The following is a 21,138-nucleotide window of genomic DNA, read 5'->3' on the forward strand; positions in this document are numbered from 1 at the left end:
TGGGCGGGGCAGGTGCCGCTCCGCGACAGTGCGGGAGCCCTGCTTTCATTCACCACTATGTTAGCGCTAACTATGTGGATTTTGCTAGGCAAACACGAGCCTAGCAGTTAGCGCATCGCCACTTCGTCAGACTGCGCATACCCAGTAGCAACTCAAGGTTGGCACCTTACGCATTTCGACCATAATGACGGCACGCGACTAGGCGCAGAGCGCGTTGCAGCCTCTTCTTCGGCGGCCAGAACCAGACCCGCTGGTTCCAAACGAACAAGACCCATTGGTTCCAAAGGAAGACCGTGCTCCCGCGACGGGGTAACCATGACTTACCAACCCCCGACAAGAATGATCATCACTGTTACTCAGGTCGACGTTCCGTGATTCTGCTCGCAGGGCGACGACGTCGTCGAACGGAACACTGTGTTGTCACGATCCGTCCTGTCCACCACCGATCCTCTCTGGCGGATCACCGATCGCGGAGTGTGCTCAGTTTGCCGCAAGAAAGGCAACGATCCCCTGCGCACCGGCCTCAACGGCACTGAAAGTGGCATCGAAGTCACCGGAGTACCACGGGTCCGGAACATCCCACGCGTCGTCGAACGAGTAGAAATCAGAGTATCCACTGCCTGATGAGTGCGAAATGCTCTGCCTATCCAATGTGCCGCCTGGACCAAAACAGCCCTCAGCAGCGGGCGTTAGCCCCGAACCATCAAACTCACGCCATAGGTGGATACGGCTGAGCGGCACTCCGGCATCCGCACACATCGAGCGAAGGGACCTTGCATGACCGCTGGTCATCGCGAGGATCAGCCCTGATTCAGTGAGCTCCCTCGAAGTGGCTCGATGGGCACGGCGAGCCGGAACCTCGTAACCATGGGCACGCAGAATGCGTGCGGCCGGGGGATAAATGGGATTGCCGTGCTCTTCCGAGGAGACTCCACACGAAGCGACAGCATACTTCTGGCCCACATTCGCTGCCGCTCGCAACTTCGCGCCAAGTACTACCTCCCCCATCGGTGAACGGCAGATGTTGCCAGTGCACACAACGAGGATCTGCGGAGCGCGCACAAGTTCATTCCGAATTGCGGTGGAGACGGCGGAACCGTCAATGCTGGCCTCGCGGTCAGCGCGTGCGGCGGGGTCAATGCTGGCCTCACGGCCATTAGCCGACGTCTGTGGATCAGAGCTCATGGATCGAGTTTATGGGTTGAGCGACCTGACGCGCGTCATGAGCCCAGCGGCGCTCGTTGCACGGTCTCTCTCAACCACGTCACCCAATGAGAGAGGCCCAAGGTCATCACTAGAGAGTATGGGGTAGCGTGCGCAGGCCGCCTCCACCCGCTTCGCGAGCGCAGCACTGGGTTCCACAAAGTACTCTGGCACAGGCCCGTTTCGCCCTCTCTTCCACAGACCCACCAGAGTTCCACCCACCACGATCGAGCCACGAAAAATGCCATTCTTTCCAGGTGCGAGCGCCGCATCCATCTCGGAAGGAACCGTCATCCACCTACTCGCATATCCCAAGATGAGTTCGTCGAAGCCGGGAAGCACCAACACTGAACGGCCTACCGATGAGGCCTGACTCCCCGCGCCACGTTCGGCTAAGGTCTCAGGAAACCAAAACTCCTCACCGTCAATGGCTACCCGAGTCAACTCCGCTCGATGCCCCTCCAAAGCCGCATCCACATCACGCAACGGAAGATTGGACCAGCGCGCTAGGTCTCGCCGCGAGGCAGGGCCATGCGAATGGAGGAATCGCCACACTAGTTCGGCGACGGCGTCGTCGCGCGAGAGCATCGTAGGGTTACGTATCCACTCATGGGCCAATACGAAATCGGGTTGGCCCACCCTCGCGGATCGTGGACTACGCTCCGGGATTGGCCCCTGCACGAGCACGCCTTCAATACTCAGGTGATACAGGAAGTAGCGGGCAAACTGACGGTCTGTCAGGAAACCGTGCTCGTGCCAAAACGCGATGAGGGCATCACGGCTGACTCGACCAACTGGGAGTGCGGAATCTGAACCTGTTTGCGCATTGGAGAGAACTGGGGATTCAGAAACCTTGGCTGCACTGGTGGAGTGCGCGGAAAAGAGCTCACCACCAGGCAGGAGTGCAACAATCGTCATTTCCCGGAGCGTGTCGAGAATATGGGGAGCCACGGGTGGTGGAGTGCGCGGCGATTTCTCACGCCGCAAGAGGGCTTGAGCGGAGAGCGGGAGGTACCAGAACAGATCCTCAGCAGCCAACACGTGCAGAGTGCCGCGCTGAGGCCATGTTCGGACCAAGGCGCCGGCGTCGAACGAATCGATCACCGCCCGGACGTTTGGCGCACCGCGTTGCCCGGAACGCAACGCCAAAGAAACCAACACTCCCTGCCAATCTTGGCCCTGCAGGCACATCATGGCGCGCGCAGCATCTGAGGGATCCTGCCACGTGGGACCTACCAAGCCATGGGCCAGGATTCGGAGCTTGGAAATCTGCCTACGTTGGGCCGCGGTGCTCATGTTTCTGAACATACGGAAAACGCGGGCTTTGGTGCAAACGGAGAGGGCGAGAAGGGATGGATGCGGGAGGTGCGAAAGCACGGGAGGTGACCGATAGGAGGGGCGGGAGGTGGCCGACGGGAGGGGCGGCAGGTAGGAGGTGCGGGAAGGCTGAAGGAACGAAAAAGGGGCCGGATCCGCGAGATTTCACGGATCCGGGCCTTCGACCAAGCGACTCAACTTGGGCTTCGAGGCGGAGTGCTTAGAAGTCCCAATCCTCGTCAGTGGTAGCTTCTGCCGTGCCAATCACGTAGGAAGAACCTGAGCCTGAGAAGAAGTCATGGTTCTCATCTGCGTTAGGAGATAGAGCGGCAAGGATCGCAGGATTCACTGCCGTCTGATCGGCGGTGAACAGTGCTTCATATCCGAGGTTCATGAGCGCCTTGTTCGCGTTGTAACGCAGGAACATCTTGACGTCCTCAGTCAGGCCCATCTCATCGTAAAGGGACTCCGTGTAGAGCTCCTCATTGTCATATAGGTCCATGAGCAGCGAGTATGTGTAGTCCTGCAGCTCCTCGCGGCGTTCCGCGCTCGCCTTGGCCAACGCCATTTGGTATTTGTACCCGATGTAATAGCCATGCACGGCCTCATCGCGGATGATAAGCCGGATCAGGTCGGCTGTGTTTGTCAGCTTGGCGTGGGCAGACCAATACATGGGCGCATAGAACCCTGAATAGAACAGGAAGGATTCCAGCATCGTGGAAGCTACCTTGCGCTTCTCGGGATCATCACCGCGGTAGTAGTCAAGGATGATCTTGGCCTTCGTCTGAAGATGATCATTCTCTTCTGACCACCGGAAGGTCTCATCAATCTCCTCGGTGGAAATCAGCGTAGAGAAAATTGATGAGTAGGACTTCGCGTGCACTGACTCCATGAACGCGATGTTCGTGTACACAGCTTCCTCGTGCGGAGTAACAGCATCGGGGATCAGTGAAACAGCGCCCACAGTACCTTGGACTGTATCGAGCAAGGTGAGGCCAGTGAAGACCCTCGTAGTCATCTGCTGCTCGTGAGGCTTGAGCGTGTTCCATGACTGGATGTCATTGGACAGCGGGATCTTCTCCGGCAACCAGAAGTTGCCAGTCAAGCGATCCCAGACCTCAAGATCCTTGTCATCCTCGAGGCGATTCCAGTTGATCGCTTGGACCCGGTCAACAAGCTTGAGCTTTGGTGGCGTCATTTCTCTCCTCAGGAAGTCAGGGCCTAGCGGATCTGCGGAAGGCTGAACGTTTCACCTTCAGGCACCCGGCATAGGTCGTTTCATTCTCACGCAATACAGCTGGCCCGGCAAGCATCTCCACTAGTCTGTTCACATGAGTGACTCTCACCACGAGGAGCTGGAACGAGGCCGCTTCGATTCTCCGATCGCCACTACTCCTGACTTGGCCGCTGCTACTTCAACCCTGATCGCCACTACACCTGCCCGGTACTCCGGCCGCATCGGCGGTATCGACATCGCTCGCGCGCTGGCGATCTTCGGCATGTTCTACGCCCACGTGGGCAAGGAATGGTGGGGTAATCCAGTTGCCGAGTTTCTCGCAGGAATACCTGACGGCCGCTCATCTATCCTCTTCGCCCTCTTGGCAGGAGTTTCACTCTCTATCATCACTGGCCGCAACGTTCCCTTCATTGGTGAGGAGATGCGCGCCGCCCGCCTTCGCGTAGTGGGCCGATCGTGCGTGTTGCTGATTATCGCGGCAATCCTCGGGGCTCTCGGCACAGCTGTTGCCATCATCTTGGCCTACTACGCTGCGTGGTTCGTGGCGGCGCTTCCCTTCTCACGCTGGTCAGCGTGCAAGCTCTTCATCGCCGCCGCCGTCTTTGCGGTGGCCGGCCCTCTCGTGACCAACCTGACCGTGAACTGGTTCCTCCCGGGCTTGTCAATCTGGCCCGGCGGAGACCCCAACACTTTCCTCTTCGAGGTCTTCATCACCGGCACCTATCCCGGGCTCGTCTACATGGCATTTGTTCTGGCAGGAATGGGAATCGGCCGTCTGGAACTCACGTCCACTGCGAACCACGTTCGGTTTGTGGCTTCCGGCGTCGTCTTAATGATGTGTGGATACGGCGCAAGTTGGCTTCTCACGAACACGATTGTCGACGACGTCGTCGGCCCGTCATCGTCCGCTCAGGGTATGGAAACCGCTGCGCAGGCGAGCAGCTGGAATCCCGGCCTGACGTGGGTTGGTTCTCCGTTTCCAGATCTTTACTCCTTCGTGACGGCAGAACCACATACCGGGACCGTGTTCGAGGCCGTTGGATCTGGCGGTTTCGCAATCGCCGTGCTCGGGGTCTGCCTTCTCGTTGGGAACCTGGCAGGAACGGTCCTGTATCCGCTTGCCGCGGCTGGTTCAATGTCACTGACGGTGTACTCGGCGCACATCGTGGCTATCGCTTTCAATCCCGAATGGATTTTTTCTGAAAGCAGCGCGCCAATCCTGTGGCTGGTGGGAACGTCGCTGGTTGTCTGCCCGCTCCTGAAACTGAGGTTCCGGCGTGGCCCCCTCGAGTGGATCATGTGGAGAGCCTCGCAGGCGGCGGCACATGTTCCGGGGTAGTCCATCGCTCACGGGGTAGTCCATCGCTCACGGGATAGTCCCTCGCTCACGGGATAGTCCCTCGCTCACGGGATAGTCCATGTAAAAGGCCAAATTCGCCCGGCTTGGGTGCCACGTCGGTAGGGTTGCCATATGAGCTCGCCAGCCCCACCACGACGTTCATCCCTTCAAAGACGCCGAGGGACTGCGCATAAACCACTCACCCGATCACAACGTATTGGCCGGCTCGTGGGTATTGTGGCGTTCGTCGTGCCATTCTTTATTGACATCCCGAACCTCGCCGAACCCGGCGAGCGCATGCTCTCCATCCTCCTCCTTGCGATCGTTTTCTGGGTCACGGAAGCTGTGCCCCTCACAGCCACCGCGGTTCTCATCATCCTGCTTGAAGTGCTTCTCATCTCCACAGAGGCCTTCGGCGATCCATTTGGCGCAAACCCTGAGCTTGCGGACCAAGCGCTGACTTCGGCGGACTATTTCGCTACCTTGGCAAACCCCGTCATCATCTTGTTCCTCGGCGGGTTTATCATCGCCGACGGCGCAGGGAAATTTGGGCTTGATCGCAATATCGCGTCCCTCATGTTGCGGCCCTTCGCCGGTTCCGCCCGCGGAACCGTAGCTGGCGTCATGGCAATCACTAGCCTGCTCTCATTCTTCATGTCCAACACGGCCACCACCGCGACCATGTTCGCAATCATCATTCCTGTGCTGGGTGCCATTGATAACCCGAAGGTTCGAACAGGAATTACTTTGGCTATTCCGGTCTCTGCGAACGTCGGAGGCGTGGCTACGCCTGTCAGCACGCCAGCTAACGCGATCGCAGTGGCCGCATTGGCTGAACGTGGTTACCACATGACATTTCAACGGCTGAACGTATCAGTGAACTCGTCTCCTCGCTACGCTCCTACGCCCGTCCCGATGGTGATCCGGTCAAGGATGTGGACGTGCACCGCGGTATAGAGGACACCCTTCGGCTCGTCTCGTACCTTCTCCACGGCATCACCATCGAACGCGATTATGGCGAACTTCCAGTTATCTCCTGCCACCCGAGTCAGCTGGCGCAAGTATGGACAAACATCGTAGCGAATGCCGCAGATGCCATGACAGAAGCCGCCCGCACATCAGCCACCTCCGATCCCGTGCACATCGGCACCATAACGGTGCGCACGTCCGTCCCCACCGAAGGCTGGATCACCGTTGCGATATCTGACAACGGTCCCGGAATTCCGCCAGCGATCCTGCCACACGTCTTTGAACCCCGCTTCACCACAAAGTCAGGTCAAGTAAGGTTTGGCCTGGGTATCGGTCTCCCTCTGTGCCGCAGTATCGTGGCTGCACATCATGGCACGATGAGAATCGAGACCGGATCCACCGGAACAACTGTCACCGTGGACCTACCCATCAACGGACTGCCGGAACCGGCGCCTCCACGTGATACCTTGACCAGTCAACCCACCCCTACCCTGCCAGAAACCACCTCACACAACCCAGCAGATCCCCAGGAGTTCCTATGAAGCTCACCATTCTTATCTTGGAAGATGAACCAGAGGTTCGTACGGCAATAGAACGGGACCTTCTCGTCTTCTTACCTACGGTTCGGATAGAGCCTGCAGAAGACGTCGTTGACGCATGGGACGTCATCTCTGAGATCACCACACAAGGCGATGTTCTTGCCCTAGCTCTGTGCGATCACAGGCTTCCCGGTACCTCCGGAATCGATTTCCTCGTAGAGATGATGAGCGACCCACGAACCGCGAGCGCCAGGAAGGTGCTCGTGACGGGTCAGGCAGACCTAGCAGACACGGTTCGGGCAGTGAACGATGCTGGCCTTGATCACTACATCGCCAAACCGTGGGCCAGCGATGATCTCCGGGCAGTGGTCCGAAAGGAACTAACTGACTACGTCGAAGAATGTGGAATCGATCCGATCGCACACATGCCTGCACTGGACAAGTCACGTGCCTTGGAAATCGTGCGTGCTGAGGGTCTGGCCGACTGAGAGCCGAAGGTCTGGCTGACTGAGCACGGCAGCCTAACTGGGTAAATCCGCAGGTATGGGCAGACCACCTCCGGGCCACTCCCCACCAAGCCATTCCATGGCGGCGTGGTCCACCCTGCCAGATCACTCCTTATGGCCGAAGTTTGAATCGTGTCCAAAGATCCGATCAAGTTCGCGGCGTTCCTTCTTGGTCGGGCGCCCTGCCCCTCGGTCACGCTGCATAACTGGCATATAGACTTTAGGTCTCTCAGGGGTCAGATCCTCATAGCACTCTTGGGCTGCGGGCGCACCCACACGTTTGGATATGAGTTTCTTGACCTTGAAAACGCGGTCGAATCCCTCCACTCGATAGCGGACCTCGTCTCCCAGATGGACCGGCGTAGCAGCCTTCACAGGTTCGCCGTTTAGCCGCACATGCCCGGCGCGACACTCCGAGGTTGCAAGCGACCTGGTCTTCGTCTGGCGCACACTCCACAGCCACACATCCAACCGCACACTATCCACAGCTCTTCACCTCACACCTGTACGTAGAGACCTACGATCCCGTCCACCTCATCAGTAAACACCAGTTGATTACCCGACCATCCCAGCGTAAAAGGCTGGAGGTCCATTGTCGCTTCATTCCTTGAGGAAAGAAGGTGGCGGAGAGCGTCATCGTCCAGTGAGGCAGCAACGTGGCCGTCTGCGGCCACAAGGACCGAATAGTCGATGGTGTTTCCACCCGATTCACCAGTGGCGTCGCCAACTCGTCGAACGTTCACGATCACCACGTCGTGCGTCAGGTCTACTCCTGAGACCGTCGCATCGCTCAACGGAACAGAATAGCCCGCCGGCAATACAAGAGTGCCGTCATCAAGTTGTGCTAACTCAAGCGAATCAGACTCAGGAACTATGTAATGATCAGCGTCTGGCACGGCCGCGACGGCGTCGGCAATAGATTCGAGCATAGTGCGGGCACTGCGAAGCGTGAGGTTGGGTGCGCCAGTAGAACTGAGCAGGATCGCACCAGGAACTGGAACTTGCCACTCTTTCCCTGAGATGGAGTAGCCAATGAACGGTGCCGAACTATCCGCACAAACCACACCATCGCTTAACCCAACGCATTCGTCAGGCACACCGGAAAACAGGACGCTGTTCCGTTCAAAAGAGAACAGCACAGCCTCGGATCCGGGCACGGAGACGCGCGCGAAGGCTCCAGCAACGGTGGCGTCCACATCAACCACTTCGGAGGACTCGGGGGCTTGAATCCGAAGGTTCGCATCATTGACAGCCGCGCCCGTACCATCGAATCCGGTCATGTGCATGTACGTGGTGCCATCCCACGTCAGAAAGTAGGCGACATCCGCGTACATCCCCACAAAAAGGAATGTGCCGGGAGAACCAGCTGGAAGCTCAGTGGAGGTCCCATCGTGCGGTGACAGCATGAACACGTTCTCAACCGTCCGTACGCCCTGGTCATAGCTCATCGCCTCGCAGACGATCTCGGAAGCGTTCGAACACGTCAGCCAACCAGCCCCTGTGGTGCTCCACGACTCCGTGTAGTTCGGGCTGGTGTATCCGGTGACCGTGTACGTCTGTGCGGATAGATCGCTCCGGTATACGACCACGTCGCCGCCCACCACAAGCGTGCCATCCCACGGGTTGGTTGCTGGCCTGGTCTCAATTGCAGCGACTGGGGTGAAGCCATCCACTTCTGGAAGGTCCGCGATCTGAGCGGCAGCTCCCGTGGTAGGCGCAGGGTCTGCAGTTTGGTCCGGGCTCGGTGAGCCTATCTGCGTGCTCGTGTCCTGTACAGAAGCCTCTCCTGCGCAACCCACAAGAACAGAACTTGCCACCACCATGGCAACGACGAATAGCCCCCTGCCAGCTCGAGCCTTGCCGATTAACTGCACCGATCGCTTCCCTTCCTCACCACCGAGTTCTTTCGGCTGTGGACCATCAATACTGTGGAGCCTACATGCGCTCTTTCATATCTGCGCTAATAGCAGGGTGGACTTCAGCCACCAGCCAATCCCGAACACGTCCGGAGTGGTCGACGTCGCACAGCCCGCGAAGTGGACTTCAGCCACCAGCCAATCCCGAACACCTGCCCGCAGCGTCTGCGGGGACGGCACAATAGACACCAAGGAGGTTGTCCATGAGCGAGCTAGACGATTGGGATGATTCACCCACACCCGCTGATGAGCCAGACACGGATTGGTTCGAGGGAAGCACCCCCACGCGGCCTCACCGCGGCACACACCACCGCTTGGTGCCCCTACTGCCTAGTCCTTACCAGGGGTCATTTCGCGCTCGGCACGGCAGCCAGCATCATAGTTCGGACAATGAGGTAGAGATAGGCCACGAGCTGGAAGCTGTGCCTCCCGAACGAAGTACGAGCGCCTCCTCCGATCCCATGACTGAAAGCACCGGGGTTCTCAATGCCCTTCTCGGACTGACGTGCGTTGCGTTATGCACAGTACTCATTCACTTCGCAATAGCCGATGCTGGAGCTCCCGCACGGTGGATAATCAGTCTGATCGGAATGCTCCTCATCGTGGGAGTATTCGTTACTGCTGTCATGATGGAGCGCCGGAGGGCAAGCACAGGAAGCAGCCGGCGCCGGCTCTATCCGTTACTCGGCATTGTGGTTGCGGCAGGGGTGTGGGCTGTGACCAGCCTTGCGGTTGCGTACGTCGGGTGAGGAAAATCCTCACCCGACGCCACCATCAGAGCATGCAGGAAACGCAACCTTCGACTTCGGTCCCTTCGAGTGCCTGCTGACGGATACGCATGTAGTAGAGGGTCTTAATGCCCTTCTTCCATGCGTAAACGTAGTTTCGATTGACGTCACGCGTAGTCACGGTGTCTGGATAGAAGAGCGTCAAGGACAAGCCCTGGTCCACGTGCTGGGTTGCTGCCGCATACGTGTCAATGATCTTCTCGGGCCCGATTTCGTAGGCGTCCTGATAGTACTCCAAGTTCTCATTGGTCATGTAGGGAGCCGGGTAGTACACCCGCCCGATCTTCCCTTCCTTACGGATTTCGATCTTGGAGACGATCGGATGAATCGAGGATGTGGAGTTGTTGATGTAGGAAATCGAACCGGTGGGAGGAACTGCTTGAAGGTTCTGGTTATACATCCCGTACTTCTGTACGTCGGCCTTCAGTTCCACCCAATCCTGCTGGGTAGGAATGTGAATGCCCTCGAAGAGCTCCCACACACGCTTGGTGGCCGGCTCCCACACCTGGTCTACATACTTGTCGAAGAACTCACCGCTCGCATACTTCGAATCTTCGAAGCCTTCGAAATGCACCCCACGTTCCTTGGCGATCTCCATCGATGCGCGAATGGCATGGAAGACCACTGTGTAGAAGTAGATGTTGGTGAAGTCGAGTGCCTCTGGTGAACCGTAGAAGATGCGTTCGCGGCCCAAGAAGCCGTGCAGATTCATCTGGCCCAAGCCGATCGCGTGCGACATGTCGTTGCCGCGGCGAACGGAAGGAACAGAATCGATCGTCGTTTGGTCTGACACTGCGGTGAGAGCGCGCACGGCGGTCTCCACGGTCTTGCCAAAGTCTGGGGAATCCATCGACTTCGCGATGTTCATCGATCCAAGGTTGCAGGAGATGTCCTTGCCGATGTGTTCGTAGTTGAGGTCATCACTCAGCACAGAAGCTTCAGAGACCTGAAGGATCTCTGAACACAGGTTGGACATCGTCACTTTGCCCTTGATGGGGTTGGCGCGATTAACGGTGTCTTCAAAAACGATGTAGGGATAGCCAGATTCGAACTGGATCTCAGCCAGTGTCTGGAAGAACTGCCGTGCGTTGATCTTCGATTTGCGGATCCGCTTGTCGTCCACCATCTCGTAGTACTTCTCAGTAACGCTGATCTCACTGAAGGGAACGCCATACACCCGTTCGATGTCATACGGAGAGAACAAGTACATGTCCTCGTTGCGCTTTGCGAGCTCAAAGGTGATATCCGGGATCACCACGCCAAGTGAGAGTGTCTTGATGCGAATCTTTTCATCGGCGTTCTCACGCTTGGTGTCCAGGAATCGCATGATGTCAGGGTGGTGGGCGTGCAGATAAACGGCACCCGCGCCCTGACGGGCACCCAACTGGTTGGCATATGAGAAGGAATCCTCCAGCAGCTTCATAACAGGATTGACGCCCGAGCTTTGATTCTGGATCTTCTTGATCGGGGCGCCCTGCTCACGCAAGTTTGTGAGGTTGAGTGCCACGCCGCCGCCGCGCTTGGAAAGCTGTAGTGCGGAGTTGATGCCACGAGCAATCGACTCCATGTTGTCTTCGATGCGAAGCAAGAAGCAGGAGACCAGCTCGCCACGGGCCTTCTTGCCCGCATTCAGGAACGTGGGCGTGGCTGGTTGGAAGCGCCCGGACATGATTTCCTCTTCGAGGTCCAACGCCTGTTGTTCATCGCCAGCGCCAAGTGCAAGCGCGACCATCGAGACACGGTCCTCATATCGCTCCAAGTAGCGGCGCCCGTCAAACGTCTTGAGGGTGTAAGACGTGTAGTACTTGAACGCCCCTAAGAATGTTGGGAAGCGGAACTTGTGCGCATAAGCCGCCTTGAACAGCTTCTTCACGAACTCGAAGGAGTACTGGTCAAGCACTTCCTTCTCGTAGTACCCCTCAGTGATGAGGTAGTCGATCTTCTCTTCGAGATCATGGAAGTAGACCGTGTTGTTGTTGACGTGCTGAAGGAAGTACTGTCGGGCAGCCTGATGGTCGGCGTCGAACTGAATCTTGCCGTCTGTGCCATATAGGTTCAGTTGTGCGTTGAGCGAATGGTAGTCACGATTAGGGTCCGTGAACTGTTCTTCGCCTGTGTCGGTCAACGTGGTTGCTGCCAAAACTTCTCCAACCCTTCGCGGACGCGCTGCGCATCTAGCGGCGTACCGAGCAATTCAAATCTGTACATGTGTGGTACCTGGCATTTTGCGGAGATGATGTCCCCCGCCACGCAGTATCCCGCACCAAAGTTAGTGTTCCCGCCCGAGATGACTCCCCGGATCAGAGAACGATTGTGTTCATTATTGAGAAACTTGATGACCTGCTTAGGGACAGCTCCCTTTGCGTTTCCCCCACCGTACGTGGGAACAATCAAGACGTACTCATCATCGACCACCAGCGGTTCTTCCGTCGCGCGGATAGGAATACGAACTGCTGAGAAGCCCAGCTTTTCCACGAACCTCTTCGTGTTGTTCGTGGTTGAAGAGAAGTAGACAATCTTGGGCATTCTCCCCTCCCCTTTCTCACGACGACGAAGCCTGACCAGCGACGAAGCCTGAGTAGCTCAGTACTGCGAAGCGCGCTGCTCGATTGTGGTGTGGCCCGGCACCGCCGGGCCACACCATCAGTCCCTCATGGATGTCACGCTGTGGCGGCTGCGTTCGAGTTGGCAGCAACCTGAGCAAGCGCCTTGATCTTGTCTGGGCGGAAACCTGCCCAGTGATCGCCGTCCGCAAAGACAACGGGTGCCTGCTGGTAGCCGAGTGCCTTGACTGCTTCGAGCGCTTCAGCATCTTCAGTGAGATCGACTTCGTTATATGCCAATCCCGACTTTGCGAGCGCCCGCTTGGTCGCGTTGCACTGGACGCAGGAGGGTTTGGTGTAAACAGTGATGCTCATATGAGATCTCCCTTCCGATGCTTCTTCCGTGGGCGGTAGATGTGGATTCCTTCCATTTCTACCGTTCGTTTCGTAGTGAATGACGCGGCCGCCACCTAGCGGGCAAAACCGGCCTCCATAGTAGAGAAACGAACCACTGGTCGAAACCATTCCGTGCTTTCAGGTACAGACAGAAACACTACACCTTGTGGCGATCGAATGGACCAACCACTAGTTCTAGTGTTTTGGCGTGTCTTTTGTGCACCAGAACACCGGGTGCGTTCCATGTGGATTCACTGGCACATTCGGTGAATAGAGCTGTGCATGGCGGCCCCACTTACGCTCCGGTATCCCCCAAATGGTCCACAGTTGAGTGCCTGGCCCGGACGAGTGGAAGCATCCAGCCCATGGCCGGATAGAGACCGGCTATCTTCATTTTCTCAGTTTGGTCCGACAGATTTTTGGGTCACGTTCACCTGGAGTACACAGCCTGATCAATCGCAAGGACATGGAGTTGTCCACAGCGGTGGACAACTCCATCCACACTTGTGGACTTTCTCCCCATAGTTGTCCACAACTGTGGATGAAAGAGCCAAACGTAAGGGCAAACCGGTCGCGCCTCGTTCGGCGTGTCGGAGGTGTGGCGTGTCGAGCGGCGCCACGTCAGGGGAACACCTGGGCTGGCCATGTGCGATGAGTCAGAGGCCGCACTCAAACCACACATCGCGCAATCAACACTCGATGACGTGAACGGCTAGGCCGCCCTCTGAGGTCTCTTTGTACTTAGAGGACATATCAAGCCCTGTCTGGCGCATCGTGGCCACCACGGTATCCAATGCGACCACATGCCTACCGTCACCCCACAGAGACATCCTCGCCGCGTTTATGGCCTTTACTCCAGCGATGGCGTTGCGCTCAATACACGGAATCTGAACCAACCCCGCGACCGGATCACATGTCAGCCCTAAGGAATGCTCCATGGCGATCTCAGCGGCGTTCTCCACTTGCTGCGCTGTTCCGCCCATAGCCTCTGCCAGCCCCGCCGCAGCCATTGCGCTCGCCGAACCCACCTCGCCTTGGCAGCCCACCTCGGCACCAGCGATCGAAGCGTTGGCCTTGATCAGACCACCAATAGCTGTGGCAGCAAGAAGGAAGCGCTGCACGCCGTCGTCGTCAAAATCCATAGACGCAAACGAATCATCGATCGCACTGCCCACCACGAACTGACAGAAGTACATAAGAACCGCCGGCACTACTCCCGCCGCTCCGTTGGTCGGCGCTGTGACTACTCGATGCCCAGCCGCGTTTTCCTCGTTGACTGCCAAGGCGTAGAGGTTGACCCAATCCATGCCCGACATAGCGTCAGGGCCACTCTCTCGCTCACGCAGCTCCTTGTACAAGGTGTGCGCGCGGCGACGCACCCGCAGCACGCCGGGAAGCACACCCTCAGCCGAACATCCGGCGTCGATGCACTCACGCATAACTTCCCAGACCTTCGCGATATACGCCTCGACCTCGCTGCGGGAATGCCACGCGAGCTCGTTCTCCAGAACCAGCTGAGAAATCGATAGGCCCGACGCCTGACACTGCTGCAACAGCTCATCTGCAGTGGAGTATGGGTGTGGGACATGCGCGCGGGTGAGTTCACCACCGGGCCCGGCCTCACCCACGGCCTCTGGACGCGGATCATTCACAGCATCGCCCGTCTCAACCATGACAAATCCACCGCCGACCGAATAGTACGTCCGAACGAAGATCTCCGCGCCGTCGCTTCCCAAAGCCGCAAACGAAAGTGCATTGACGTGGAACGGCAACACAGTCCGAGGAGAAAACCGAATATCGCGTTCCGGAGCAAATGGAATGCTCCCGACCCCAGAAACCTGCAGCGCGCCCACCTTCGCGATCTGTTCCATTCCGTTTTCGACGACGACGCCCGGCACAGAATCCGCACGGTAGCCCAACAACCCCAGCACAACCGCGCGATCGGTGGAGTGCCCTCTTCCCGTTGCGCCCAGCGAGCCCATGAGATCAACGGTGAGACCGCCAAGTGTGTGAGTATCTGCATGCGCAGCTAGAAACTGCTCCAAGTCCACTGTGAACTGACGCGCCGCCCGCATCGGGCCCACCGTGTGAGAAGAGGAAGGACCAATGCCCACTGAGAACATGTCGAAAATCGAATAGGGCAAGCCGCTCTGTGACGAAGAATCGTCATCCGCTCCGGTCTGGAAAGACGCAGGGATAGGGCGATGGAGATGGTCACGCATACAAGAATCTTATGGAATGCATCTGCTAAAGAAATGTGAGCTTGAATGCTTCAGTTCTACAAACTGTTGATTTGGCGAACATATTCTCACTTTGAGCGTCGCAACGCACTTTTCTCGGACCAAAGTCTTATCTTTCAGCCCCAGTGTTCGGCGAAAATGGCAATGATGCCCAAAAGTGGGGTTGGCGGGGTGACTCTCGGCCCCTCCGCGACTTGAACTGCTCAAGGAAACCGATGAACACGCACACTTCAGATTTTGCATGCCAGCTACGTAGCTGCGACCTCAGGGCAACGCAACCTCGGTTGGCCGCACTCACTGAGGTGGAAAAGAGTGGACACATCACTGTAGACGACTTGCGCGACCGCGTCGCTACGCAGATAGGCTCCGTCTCAACCCAAGCGGTTTACGACATCGTACACGCACTCACAGGTAAGGGCCTGCTCCGCGAAATTCGTCCGGTTGGGCTACCCACAATGTACGAAATCAACATGCACGACAACCACCACCATCTTGTGTGCAGGTCGTGTGGTGAGGTTGTGGATGTTGCGTGTGCTGTGGGGTATCGGCCGTGTTTGACTGCTGCGACGTCGCATGGCTATGTGATTGATGAAGCTGAAGTGATTTATTGGGGTACGTGCCCGGCCTGTCAGCAAGCAGCCTAGCCAGGACGCCGAGCATCGTCGAGGCGCCTAGCCTAGACGGGTGTGCTCGGTGAACAAGGCCTGCCAACAGTGTGGTCACACTGGTAAGCCGTGTCTGCAGGCTTGGTGACCATCCGGGTCGGTGTTGCTCGGTCAGCAAACACTGACGGCGGTGTTCCCCGGCCTGCCGCGCCACCCCTAGGTGTCTGCAACGCTTGTCGGGGTTGTTTGCAAACTGGTGGAGCAGTGTTGGTCCTGTGAACCGAGTGACTCTGGGCCGTGGTTGAACCGAGTGACCCTGGGCTGTGGTGTGTTCACACGGCCCGGGGTGTGGTTCGAGCCCCTGGTCTTGGGGGCCGGGTGTCCGGTTGTGCCCAGGGCTGGGGGCTCGATACCAAGTGTGTGTGGCGGCGGTGTCCTACTCTCCCACACCCTGGCGAGTGCAGTACCATCGGCGCTGGCAGGCTTAGCTTCCGGGTTCGGAATGGGACCGGGCGTTTCCCTGCCGCTATGACCACCGTCACGTTATACGGGTTTTTGTGTGTGTGCTTATCCGCCGGTGTGGGGATCGATTATCGCATAGTGGACGCAAACAAGAGGTTTATAACCCACACCATGATGCTCATGGTGAGAGTGTGTGTGTTGTAGGTGGTCGGCCATTAGTACCAGTCAGCTTCACCCGTTACCAGGCTTCCACATCTGGCCTATCAACCCCATGGTCTGTGGGGGGCCTCACCCAACACATGTTGGAGGGAGAATTCATCTTGAAGCAGGCTTCCCGCTTAGATGCTTTCAGCGGTTATCCTTTCCGAACGTAGCCAACCAGCCATGCCACTGGCGTGACAACTGGCACACTAGAGGTTCGTCCGTCCCGGTCCTCTCGTACTAGGGACAGCCCTTCTCAATTCTCCTACGCGCGCAGCGGATAGGGACCGAACTGTCTCACGACGTTCTGAACCCAGCTCGCGTACCGCTTTAATGGGCGAACAGCCCAACCCTTGGGACCTACTCCAGCCCCAGGATGCGACGAGCCGACATCGAGGTGCCAAACCATGCCGTCGATATGAACTCTTGGGCAGGATCAGCCTGTTATCCCCGGGGTACCTTTTATCCGTTGAGCGACGGCGCTTCCACAAGCCACCGCCGGATCACTAGTTCCTACTTTCGTACCTGTTCGACATGTCTGTCTCACAGTCAAGCTCCCTTGTGCACTTACACTCACAACCTGGTTGCCGACCAGGCTGAGGGAACCTTTGAGCGCCTCCGTTACTCTTTAGGAGGCAACCGCCCCAGTTAAACTACCCACCAGGCACTGTTCCTGACCCGGATCACGGGCCGAGGTTAGATGTGCAGCACGGCCAGAGTGGTATTTCAACAATGACTCCACCATCACTAGCGTGACAGCTTCACAGTCTCCCACCTATCCTACACAAGCCGTACCGAACACCAATACCAAGCTATAGTAAAGGTCCCGGGGTCTTTCCGTCCTGCTGCGCGTAACGAGCATCTTTACTCGTAATGCAATTTCGCCGAGTTCGTGGTCGAGACAGTAGAGAAGTCGTTACGCCATTCGTGCAGGTCGGAACTTACCCGACAAGGAATTTCGCTACCTTAGGATGGTTATAGTTACCACCGCCGTTTACTGGGGCTTAACTTCCTAGCTTCACCCCCACACAGTGAGGACTGACCAGTCCGCTTAACCTTCCAGCACCGGGCAGGCGTCAGTCCGTATACATCGCCTTACGGCTTCGCACGGACCTGTGTTTTTGATAAACAGTCGCTTCTCCCTAGACTCTGCGACCCTCACCCCTAACACGCAAAGTGTTTCAAGGATCAGGCCCCCCTTCTCCCAAAGTTACGGGGGCATTTTGCCGAGTTCCTTAACCACGATTCTCTCGATCGCCTCAGTATTCTCTACCTGACTACCTGTGTCGGTTTCGGGTACGGGCGGTTCAAACCTCACGTCGATGCTTTTCTTGGCAGCACAGGATCACCCTACTTCCCCCCACAAACGGGGGTCACCATCAGGCCTCGGCTACACGTTCCCCGGATTTACCTAAGAAACAGCCTGCGCCTTTAAACGTGCCAAGCCATAAGACACGCGGGGCTACCACTCTGCGTCACACCTGTTACTACGCTTGCCTCCCACAACTCAGGTCCCACGCCATCACCCACACCCACCCCGAAAGGCAGACACAAGATCAAGGATGGTTAGTATCATCATGAAACACATTGACGGTTCTTCACCGGTACCAGAATATGAACTGGTTATCCATCGACTACGCCTGTCGGCCTCGCCTTAGGACCCGACTAACCCAGGGCGGATTAACCTAGCCCTGGAACCCTTAGTCAATCGGCGGACGGGTTTCTCACCCGTCATTCGCTACTCATGCCTGCATTCTCACTCGCATGCAATCCACGACTCATCACCAAGCCGCTTCACCTCACACACGACGCTCCCCTACCCCGCCCACCACACGGTGAGCAGCCGCGGCTTCGGTGGTGTGCTTAAGCCCGCTACATTGTCGGCGCAGGACCACTTGACCAGTGAGCTATTACGCACTCTTTCAAGGATGGCTGCTTCTAAGCCAACCTCCTGGTTGTCACAGCAATCCCACATCCTTTCCCACTTAGCACACACTTAGGGACCTTAACCGGCGATCTGGGCTGTTTCCCTCTCGACTACGAAGCTTATCCCCCGCAGTCTCACTGCCATGCTCTACCCTTACGGCATTCGGAGTTTGGCTGACATCAGTAACCCGGTAAGGCCCATCAACCAACCAGTAGCTCTACCTCCGTAAGGAACCACATGACGCTGCACCTAAATGCATTTCGGGGAGAACCAGCTATCACGGAGTTTGATTGGCCTTTCACCCCTACCCACAGCTCATCCCCCAGGTTTTCAACCCTGGTGGGTTCGGGCCTCCACACGCTCTTACACGTGCTTCACCCTGGCCATGGGTAGATCACCCCGCTTCGGGTCTAGAACACGCGACTCACGCCCTCTTCAGACTCGCTTTCGCTACGACTACCCCACACGGGTTAACCTCGCCACATGCCACTAACTCGCAGGCTCATTCTTCAAAAGGCACGCCATCACCCCAGCAAAGGAGGCTCTGACGGATTGTAGGCGCCCGGTTTCAGGAACTATTTCACTCCCCTCTCGGGGTACTTTTCACCATTCCCTCACGGTACTATTCACTATCGGTCATGAAAGGTATTTAGCCTTACCAAGTGGTCTTGGCAGATTCACACGAAATTCCACGAGTCCCGTGCTACTCGGGCACTGTCATAGCCAGCCAACAAGATTTCACCTACGGGGCTCTCACCCTCTACGACAGGCCTTCCCAGACCCTTCAGCTATCCCATCGGTTTATCACTGACCCGACCCCCAGTCGGAGGATCGACAAACAGCCCCACAACCCCGCACACGCAACACCCGACGGCTATCACACGCACACGGTTTAGGCTCCTCCGCTTTCGCTCGCCACTACTCACAGAATATCTTCTCTACAGGGTACTGAGATGTTTCACTTCCCCCACTCACCACACACGCCCTATACATTCAAACGCATGCGACCAGGCATAACCCCAGCCAGGTTCCCCCATTCGGACACCCTCGGATCACAGTTCGCTTGCCAACTCCCCGAGGCATATCGCAGGCTGCCACGTCCTTCTTCGGCCTTCCATACCAAGGCATCCACCGAACGCCCTAAAACACCTACAAAACAAAAAACAACACAACCCACACACCCACAAAAGATGCATGAGCCAAGATGCTCGCGTCCACTATACGAAAATCAACCACCACACCAACACCCCACAACCACCCCAAAAGGCAGCCACAAGAGCAGCACGGGCACAGAACCCAAGAACCTGACAGTGCGCAGATGCCCCAAGCATTCCATAAAAACAAACACCCACCCAGACCACAACAGGCCCAAGCAAAAAAGTGTCTCCCTAGAAAGGAGGTGATCCAGCCGCACCTTCCGGTACGGCTACCTTGTTACGACTTCGTCCCAATCGCCAACCCCACCTTCGACCGCTCCCCCCAGAAAACTGGTTAAGCCACGAGCTTCGGGTGTTGCCAACTTTCGTGACGTGACGGGCGGTGTGTACAAGGCCCGAGAACGTATTCACCGCGGCGTTGCTGATCCGCGATTACTAGCGACTCCGACTTCATGGGGCCGAGTTGCAGACCCCAATCCGAACTGAGACAAGCTTTAAGGGATTCGCTCCACCTCACGGTATCGCAACCCTCTGTACCTGCCATTGTAGCATGCGTGAAGCCCAAGACATAAGGGGCATGATGATTTGACGTCATCCCCACCTTCCTCCGAGTTAACCCCGGCAGTCTCTCGTGAGTCCCCGCCATAACGCGCTGGCAACACGAGACAAGGGTTGCGCTCGTTGCGGGACTTAACCCAACATCTCACGACACGAGCTGACGACAACCATGCACCACCTGTACACCAGTCCGAAGACTCACACATCTCTGCATGATCCCGGTGTATGTCAAGCCTTGGTAAGGTTCTTCGCGTTGCATCGAATTAATCCGCATGCTCCGCCGCTTGTGCGGGCCCCCGTCAATTCCTTTGAGTTTTAGCCTTGCGGCCGTACTCCCCAGGCGGGGCACTTAATGCGTTAGCTACGGCGCAGAATCCATGGAAACAGACCCCACACCTAGTGCCCAACGTTTACGGCATGGACTACCAGGGTATCTAATCCTGTTCGCTCCCCATGCTTTCGCTCCTCAGCGTCAGTAACGGCCCAGTGACCTGCCTTCGCCATCGGTGTTCCTCCTGATATCTGCGCATTCCACCGCTACACCAGGAATTCCAGTCACCCCTACCGCACTCTAGCCTGCCCGTACCCACTGCACGTGCGGAGTTAAGCCCCGCATTTTCACAGCAGACGCGACAAGCCGCCTACGAGCTCTTTACGCCCAATAATTCCGGACAACGCTCGCGCCCTACGTATTACCGCGGCTGCTGGCACGTAGTTAGCCGGCGCTTCTTATACACGTACCCTCAACCCCACAAAAGCAGAGCCTTGTTCCGTGTCGAAAGAGGTTTACAACCCGAAAGCCGTCATCCCTCACGCGGCGTCGCTGCATCAGGCTTGCGCCCATTGTGCAATATCCCCCACTGCTGCCTCCCGTAGGAGTCTGGGCCGTATCTCAGTCCCAGTGTGACCGGTCACCCTCTCAGGCCGGCTACCCGTCGACGCCTTGGTAGGCCATCACCCCACCAACAAGCTGATAGGCCGCGAGCCCATCCCCCACCGAAAAAACTTTCCCCAACCCGACATGCGCCAGACCAGGAATATCCAGTATTAGACCCCGTTTCCAAGGCTTATCCCAAAGAAGGGGGCAGGTTACTCACGTATTACTCACCCGTTCGCCACTAATCCACCCCCGAAAGAGCTTCATCGTTCGACTTGCATGTGTTAAGCACGCCGCCAGCGTTCGTCCTGAGCCAGGATCAAACTCTCCACAAAAAACAGAGAAATCTGACAACAGA

General features: G+C 57.2%; 15 protein-coding genes and 3 rRNA genes. 6 read left to right on the top strand and 12 right to left on the bottom strand.

What is annotated here, in order from left to right; translation table 11 throughout:
- Positions 1-480 precede the first annotated feature (480 nt).
- The 3 genes from H2O17_RS11215 to nrdF form a co-directional block, all read right to left on the bottom strand.
- Complete coding sequence (locus H2O17_RS11215) at positions 481-1,185, bottom strand: low molecular weight protein-tyrosine-phosphatase (protein WP_182049744.1); 705 nt, start codon at positions 1,183-1,185, stop codon at positions 481-483.
- A 9-nt stretch (positions 1,186-1,194) separates the two neighbouring features.
- On the bottom strand, positions 1,195-2,499 hold the full coding sequence (locus H2O17_RS11220) for a winged helix DNA-binding domain-containing protein (protein WP_182049745.1): 1,305 nt from the start codon (positions 2,497-2,499) through the stop codon (positions 1,195-1,197).
- Positions 2,500-2,740: 241 nt separating this feature from the next.
- Positions 2,741-3,718, bottom strand: a complete 978-nt coding sequence (gene nrdF, locus H2O17_RS11225; protein ID WP_182049746.1) for a class 1b ribonucleoside-diphosphate reductase subunit beta — start codon at positions 3,716-3,718, stop codon at positions 2,741-2,743.
- 133 nt (positions 3,719-3,851) lie between these two features.
- Between nrdF and H2O17_RS11230 the strand changes: the two genes are divergently transcribed.
- The 4 genes from H2O17_RS11230 to H2O17_RS11245 all read left to right on the top strand — a co-directional run bounded on the left by H2O17_RS11230 (position 3,852) and on the right by H2O17_RS11245 (position 7,092).
- The gene (locus H2O17_RS11230) at positions 3,852-5,096 is read left to right on the top strand and encodes a DUF418 domain-containing protein (protein WP_182049747.1); all 1,245 of its coding nucleotides are present in this window, start codon (positions 3,852-3,854) and stop codon (positions 5,094-5,096) included.
- 132 nt (positions 5,097-5,228) lie between these two features.
- The gene (locus tag H2O17_RS11235; RefSeq protein WP_182049748.1) at positions 5,229-6,053 is read left to right on the top strand and encodes an SLC13 family permease; all 825 of its coding nucleotides are present in this window, start codon (positions 5,229-5,231) and stop codon (positions 6,051-6,053) included.
- Entirely contained in the window at positions 6,038-6,607 is a 570-nt protein-coding gene (locus H2O17_RS11240) for a sensor histidine kinase (RefSeq protein ID WP_182049749.1), read from the top strand. The genes H2O17_RS11235 and H2O17_RS11240 overlap by 16 nt, the downstream gene beginning before the upstream one ends.
- Positions 6,604-7,092 (top strand): response regulator, encoded by a 489-nt coding sequence (locus tag H2O17_RS11245; protein ID WP_182049750.1) that lies wholly within the window; start codon positions 6,604-6,606, stop codon positions 7,090-7,092. Before H2O17_RS11240 ends, H2O17_RS11245 begins: the two co-directional genes overlap by 4 nt.
- Positions 7,093-7,215: 123 nt before the next feature.
- Here H2O17_RS11245 and H2O17_RS11250 read toward each other — a convergent pair whose 3' ends face one another.
- On the bottom strand, positions 7,216-7,596 hold the full coding sequence (locus H2O17_RS11250) for an RNA-binding S4 domain-containing protein (protein WP_182049751.1): 381 nt from the start codon (positions 7,594-7,596) through the stop codon (positions 7,216-7,218).
- 11 nt (positions 7,597-7,607) lie between these two features.
- Positions 7,608-8,984, bottom strand: a complete 1,377-nt coding sequence (locus tag H2O17_RS11255; RefSeq protein ID WP_182049752.1) for a hypothetical protein — start codon at positions 8,982-8,984, stop codon at positions 7,608-7,610.
- Positions 8,985-9,229: 245 nt separating this feature from the next.
- Between H2O17_RS11255 and H2O17_RS11260 the strand changes: the two genes are divergently transcribed.
- Positions 9,230-9,775, top strand: a complete 546-nt coding sequence (locus H2O17_RS11260) for a hypothetical protein (protein ID WP_182049753.1) — start codon at positions 9,230-9,232, stop codon at positions 9,773-9,775.
- Positions 9,776-9,800: 25 nt separating this feature from the next.
- Here H2O17_RS11260 and nrdE read toward each other — a convergent pair whose 3' ends face one another.
- From nrdE to H2O17_RS11280, 4 genes are all read right to left on the bottom strand, one after another.
- A complete protein-coding gene (gene nrdE / locus H2O17_RS11265) occupies positions 9,801-11,954 on the bottom strand; it encodes a class 1b ribonucleoside-diphosphate reductase subunit alpha (RefSeq protein ID WP_246311254.1) in 2,154 nt (717 codons plus the stop codon).
- The gene (nrdI, locus tag H2O17_RS11270; RefSeq protein ID WP_182049754.1) at positions 11,936-12,340 is read right to left on the bottom strand and encodes a class Ib ribonucleoside-diphosphate reductase assembly flavoprotein NrdI; all 405 of its coding nucleotides are present in this window, start codon (positions 12,338-12,340) and stop codon (positions 11,936-11,938) included. Before nrdI ends, nrdE begins: the two co-directional genes overlap by 19 nt.
- 134 nt (positions 12,341-12,474) lie before the next feature.
- Entirely contained in the window at positions 12,475-12,732 is a 258-nt protein-coding gene (nrdH, locus tag H2O17_RS11275; RefSeq protein ID WP_182049755.1) for a glutaredoxin-like protein NrdH, read from the bottom strand.
- Between the two features lie 710 nt (positions 12,733-13,442).
- Positions 13,443-14,975, bottom strand: coding sequence for an L-serine ammonia-lyase (locus tag H2O17_RS11280; RefSeq protein WP_182049756.1), 1,533 nt, complete (start codon positions 14,973-14,975; stop codon positions 13,443-13,445).
- A 233-nt stretch (positions 14,976-15,208) separates the two neighbouring features.
- Between H2O17_RS11280 and H2O17_RS11285 the strand changes: the two genes are divergently transcribed.
- Complete coding sequence (locus tag H2O17_RS11285) at positions 15,209-15,637, top strand: Fur family transcriptional regulator (protein ID WP_182049757.1); 429 nt, start codon at positions 15,209-15,211, stop codon at positions 15,635-15,637.
- A 384-nt stretch (positions 15,638-16,021) separates the two neighbouring features.
- On the opposite strand, the gene rrf is transcribed toward H2O17_RS11285, so the two are convergent.
- The 3 genes from rrf to H2O17_RS11300 all read right to left on the bottom strand — a co-directional run bounded on the left by rrf (position 16,022) and on the right by H2O17_RS11300 (position 21,115).
- Positions 16,022-16,138, bottom strand: a 5S ribosomal RNA gene (gene rrf / locus H2O17_RS11290).
- A gap of 118 nt (positions 16,139-16,256) precedes the next feature.
- A 23S ribosomal RNA gene (locus tag H2O17_RS11295) occupies positions 16,257-19,343 on the bottom strand.
- Positions 19,344-19,580: 237 nt separating this feature from the next.
- A 16S ribosomal RNA gene (locus H2O17_RS11300) occupies positions 19,581-21,115 on the bottom strand.
- Together the 16S, 23S and 5S rRNA genes form the textbook arrangement of a ribosomal RNA operon.
- Positions 21,116-21,138: the final 23 nt, after the last annotated feature.

Origin of the sequence: Changpingibacter yushuensis (assembly GCF_014041995.1) — a bacterium.
Classification (GTDB): domain Bacteria; phylum Actinomycetota; class Actinomycetes; order Actinomycetales; family Actinomycetaceae; genus Changpingibacter; species Changpingibacter yushuensis.

Coding starts and splice junctions, on each gene's coding strand:
- H2O17_RS11280 (WP_182049756.1), bottom strand. CDS start 14,975: ATGCGTGACCATCTCCATCGCCCTATCCCTGCGTCTTTCCAGACCGGA.
- H2O17_RS11260 (WP_182049753.1), top strand. CDS start 9,230: ATGAGCGAGCTAGACGATTGGGATGATTCACCCACACCCGCTGATGAG.
- nrdF (WP_182049746.1), bottom strand. CDS start 3,718: ATGACGCCACCAAAGCTCAAGCTTGTTGACCGGGTCCAAGCGATCAAC.
- H2O17_RS11285 (WP_182049757.1), top strand. CDS start 15,209: ATGAACACGCACACTTCAGATTTTGCATGCCAGCTACGTAGCTGCGAC.
- H2O17_RS11220 (WP_182049745.1), bottom strand. CDS start 2,499: ATGAGCACCGCGGCCCAACGTAGGCAGATTTCCAAGCTCCGAATCCTG.
- H2O17_RS11235 (WP_182049748.1), top strand. CDS start 5,229: ATGAGCTCGCCAGCCCCACCACGACGTTCATCCCTTCAAAGACGCCGA.
- H2O17_RS11230 (WP_182049747.1), top strand. CDS start 3,852: ATGAGTGACTCTCACCACGAGGAGCTGGAACGAGGCCGCTTCGATTCT.
- nrdI (WP_182049754.1), bottom strand. CDS start 12,340: ATGCCCAAGATTGTCTACTTCTCTTCAACCACGAACAACACGAAGAGG.
- H2O17_RS11245 (WP_182049750.1), top strand. CDS start 6,604: ATGAAGCTCACCATTCTTATCTTGGAAGATGAACCAGAGGTTCGTACG.
- H2O17_RS11215 (WP_182049744.1), bottom strand. CDS start 1,185: ATGAGCTCTGATCCACAGACGTCGGCTAATGGCCGTGAGGCCAGCATT.
- nrdH (WP_182049755.1), bottom strand. CDS start 12,732: ATGAGCATCACTGTTTACACCAAACCCTCCTGCGTCCAGTGCAACGCG.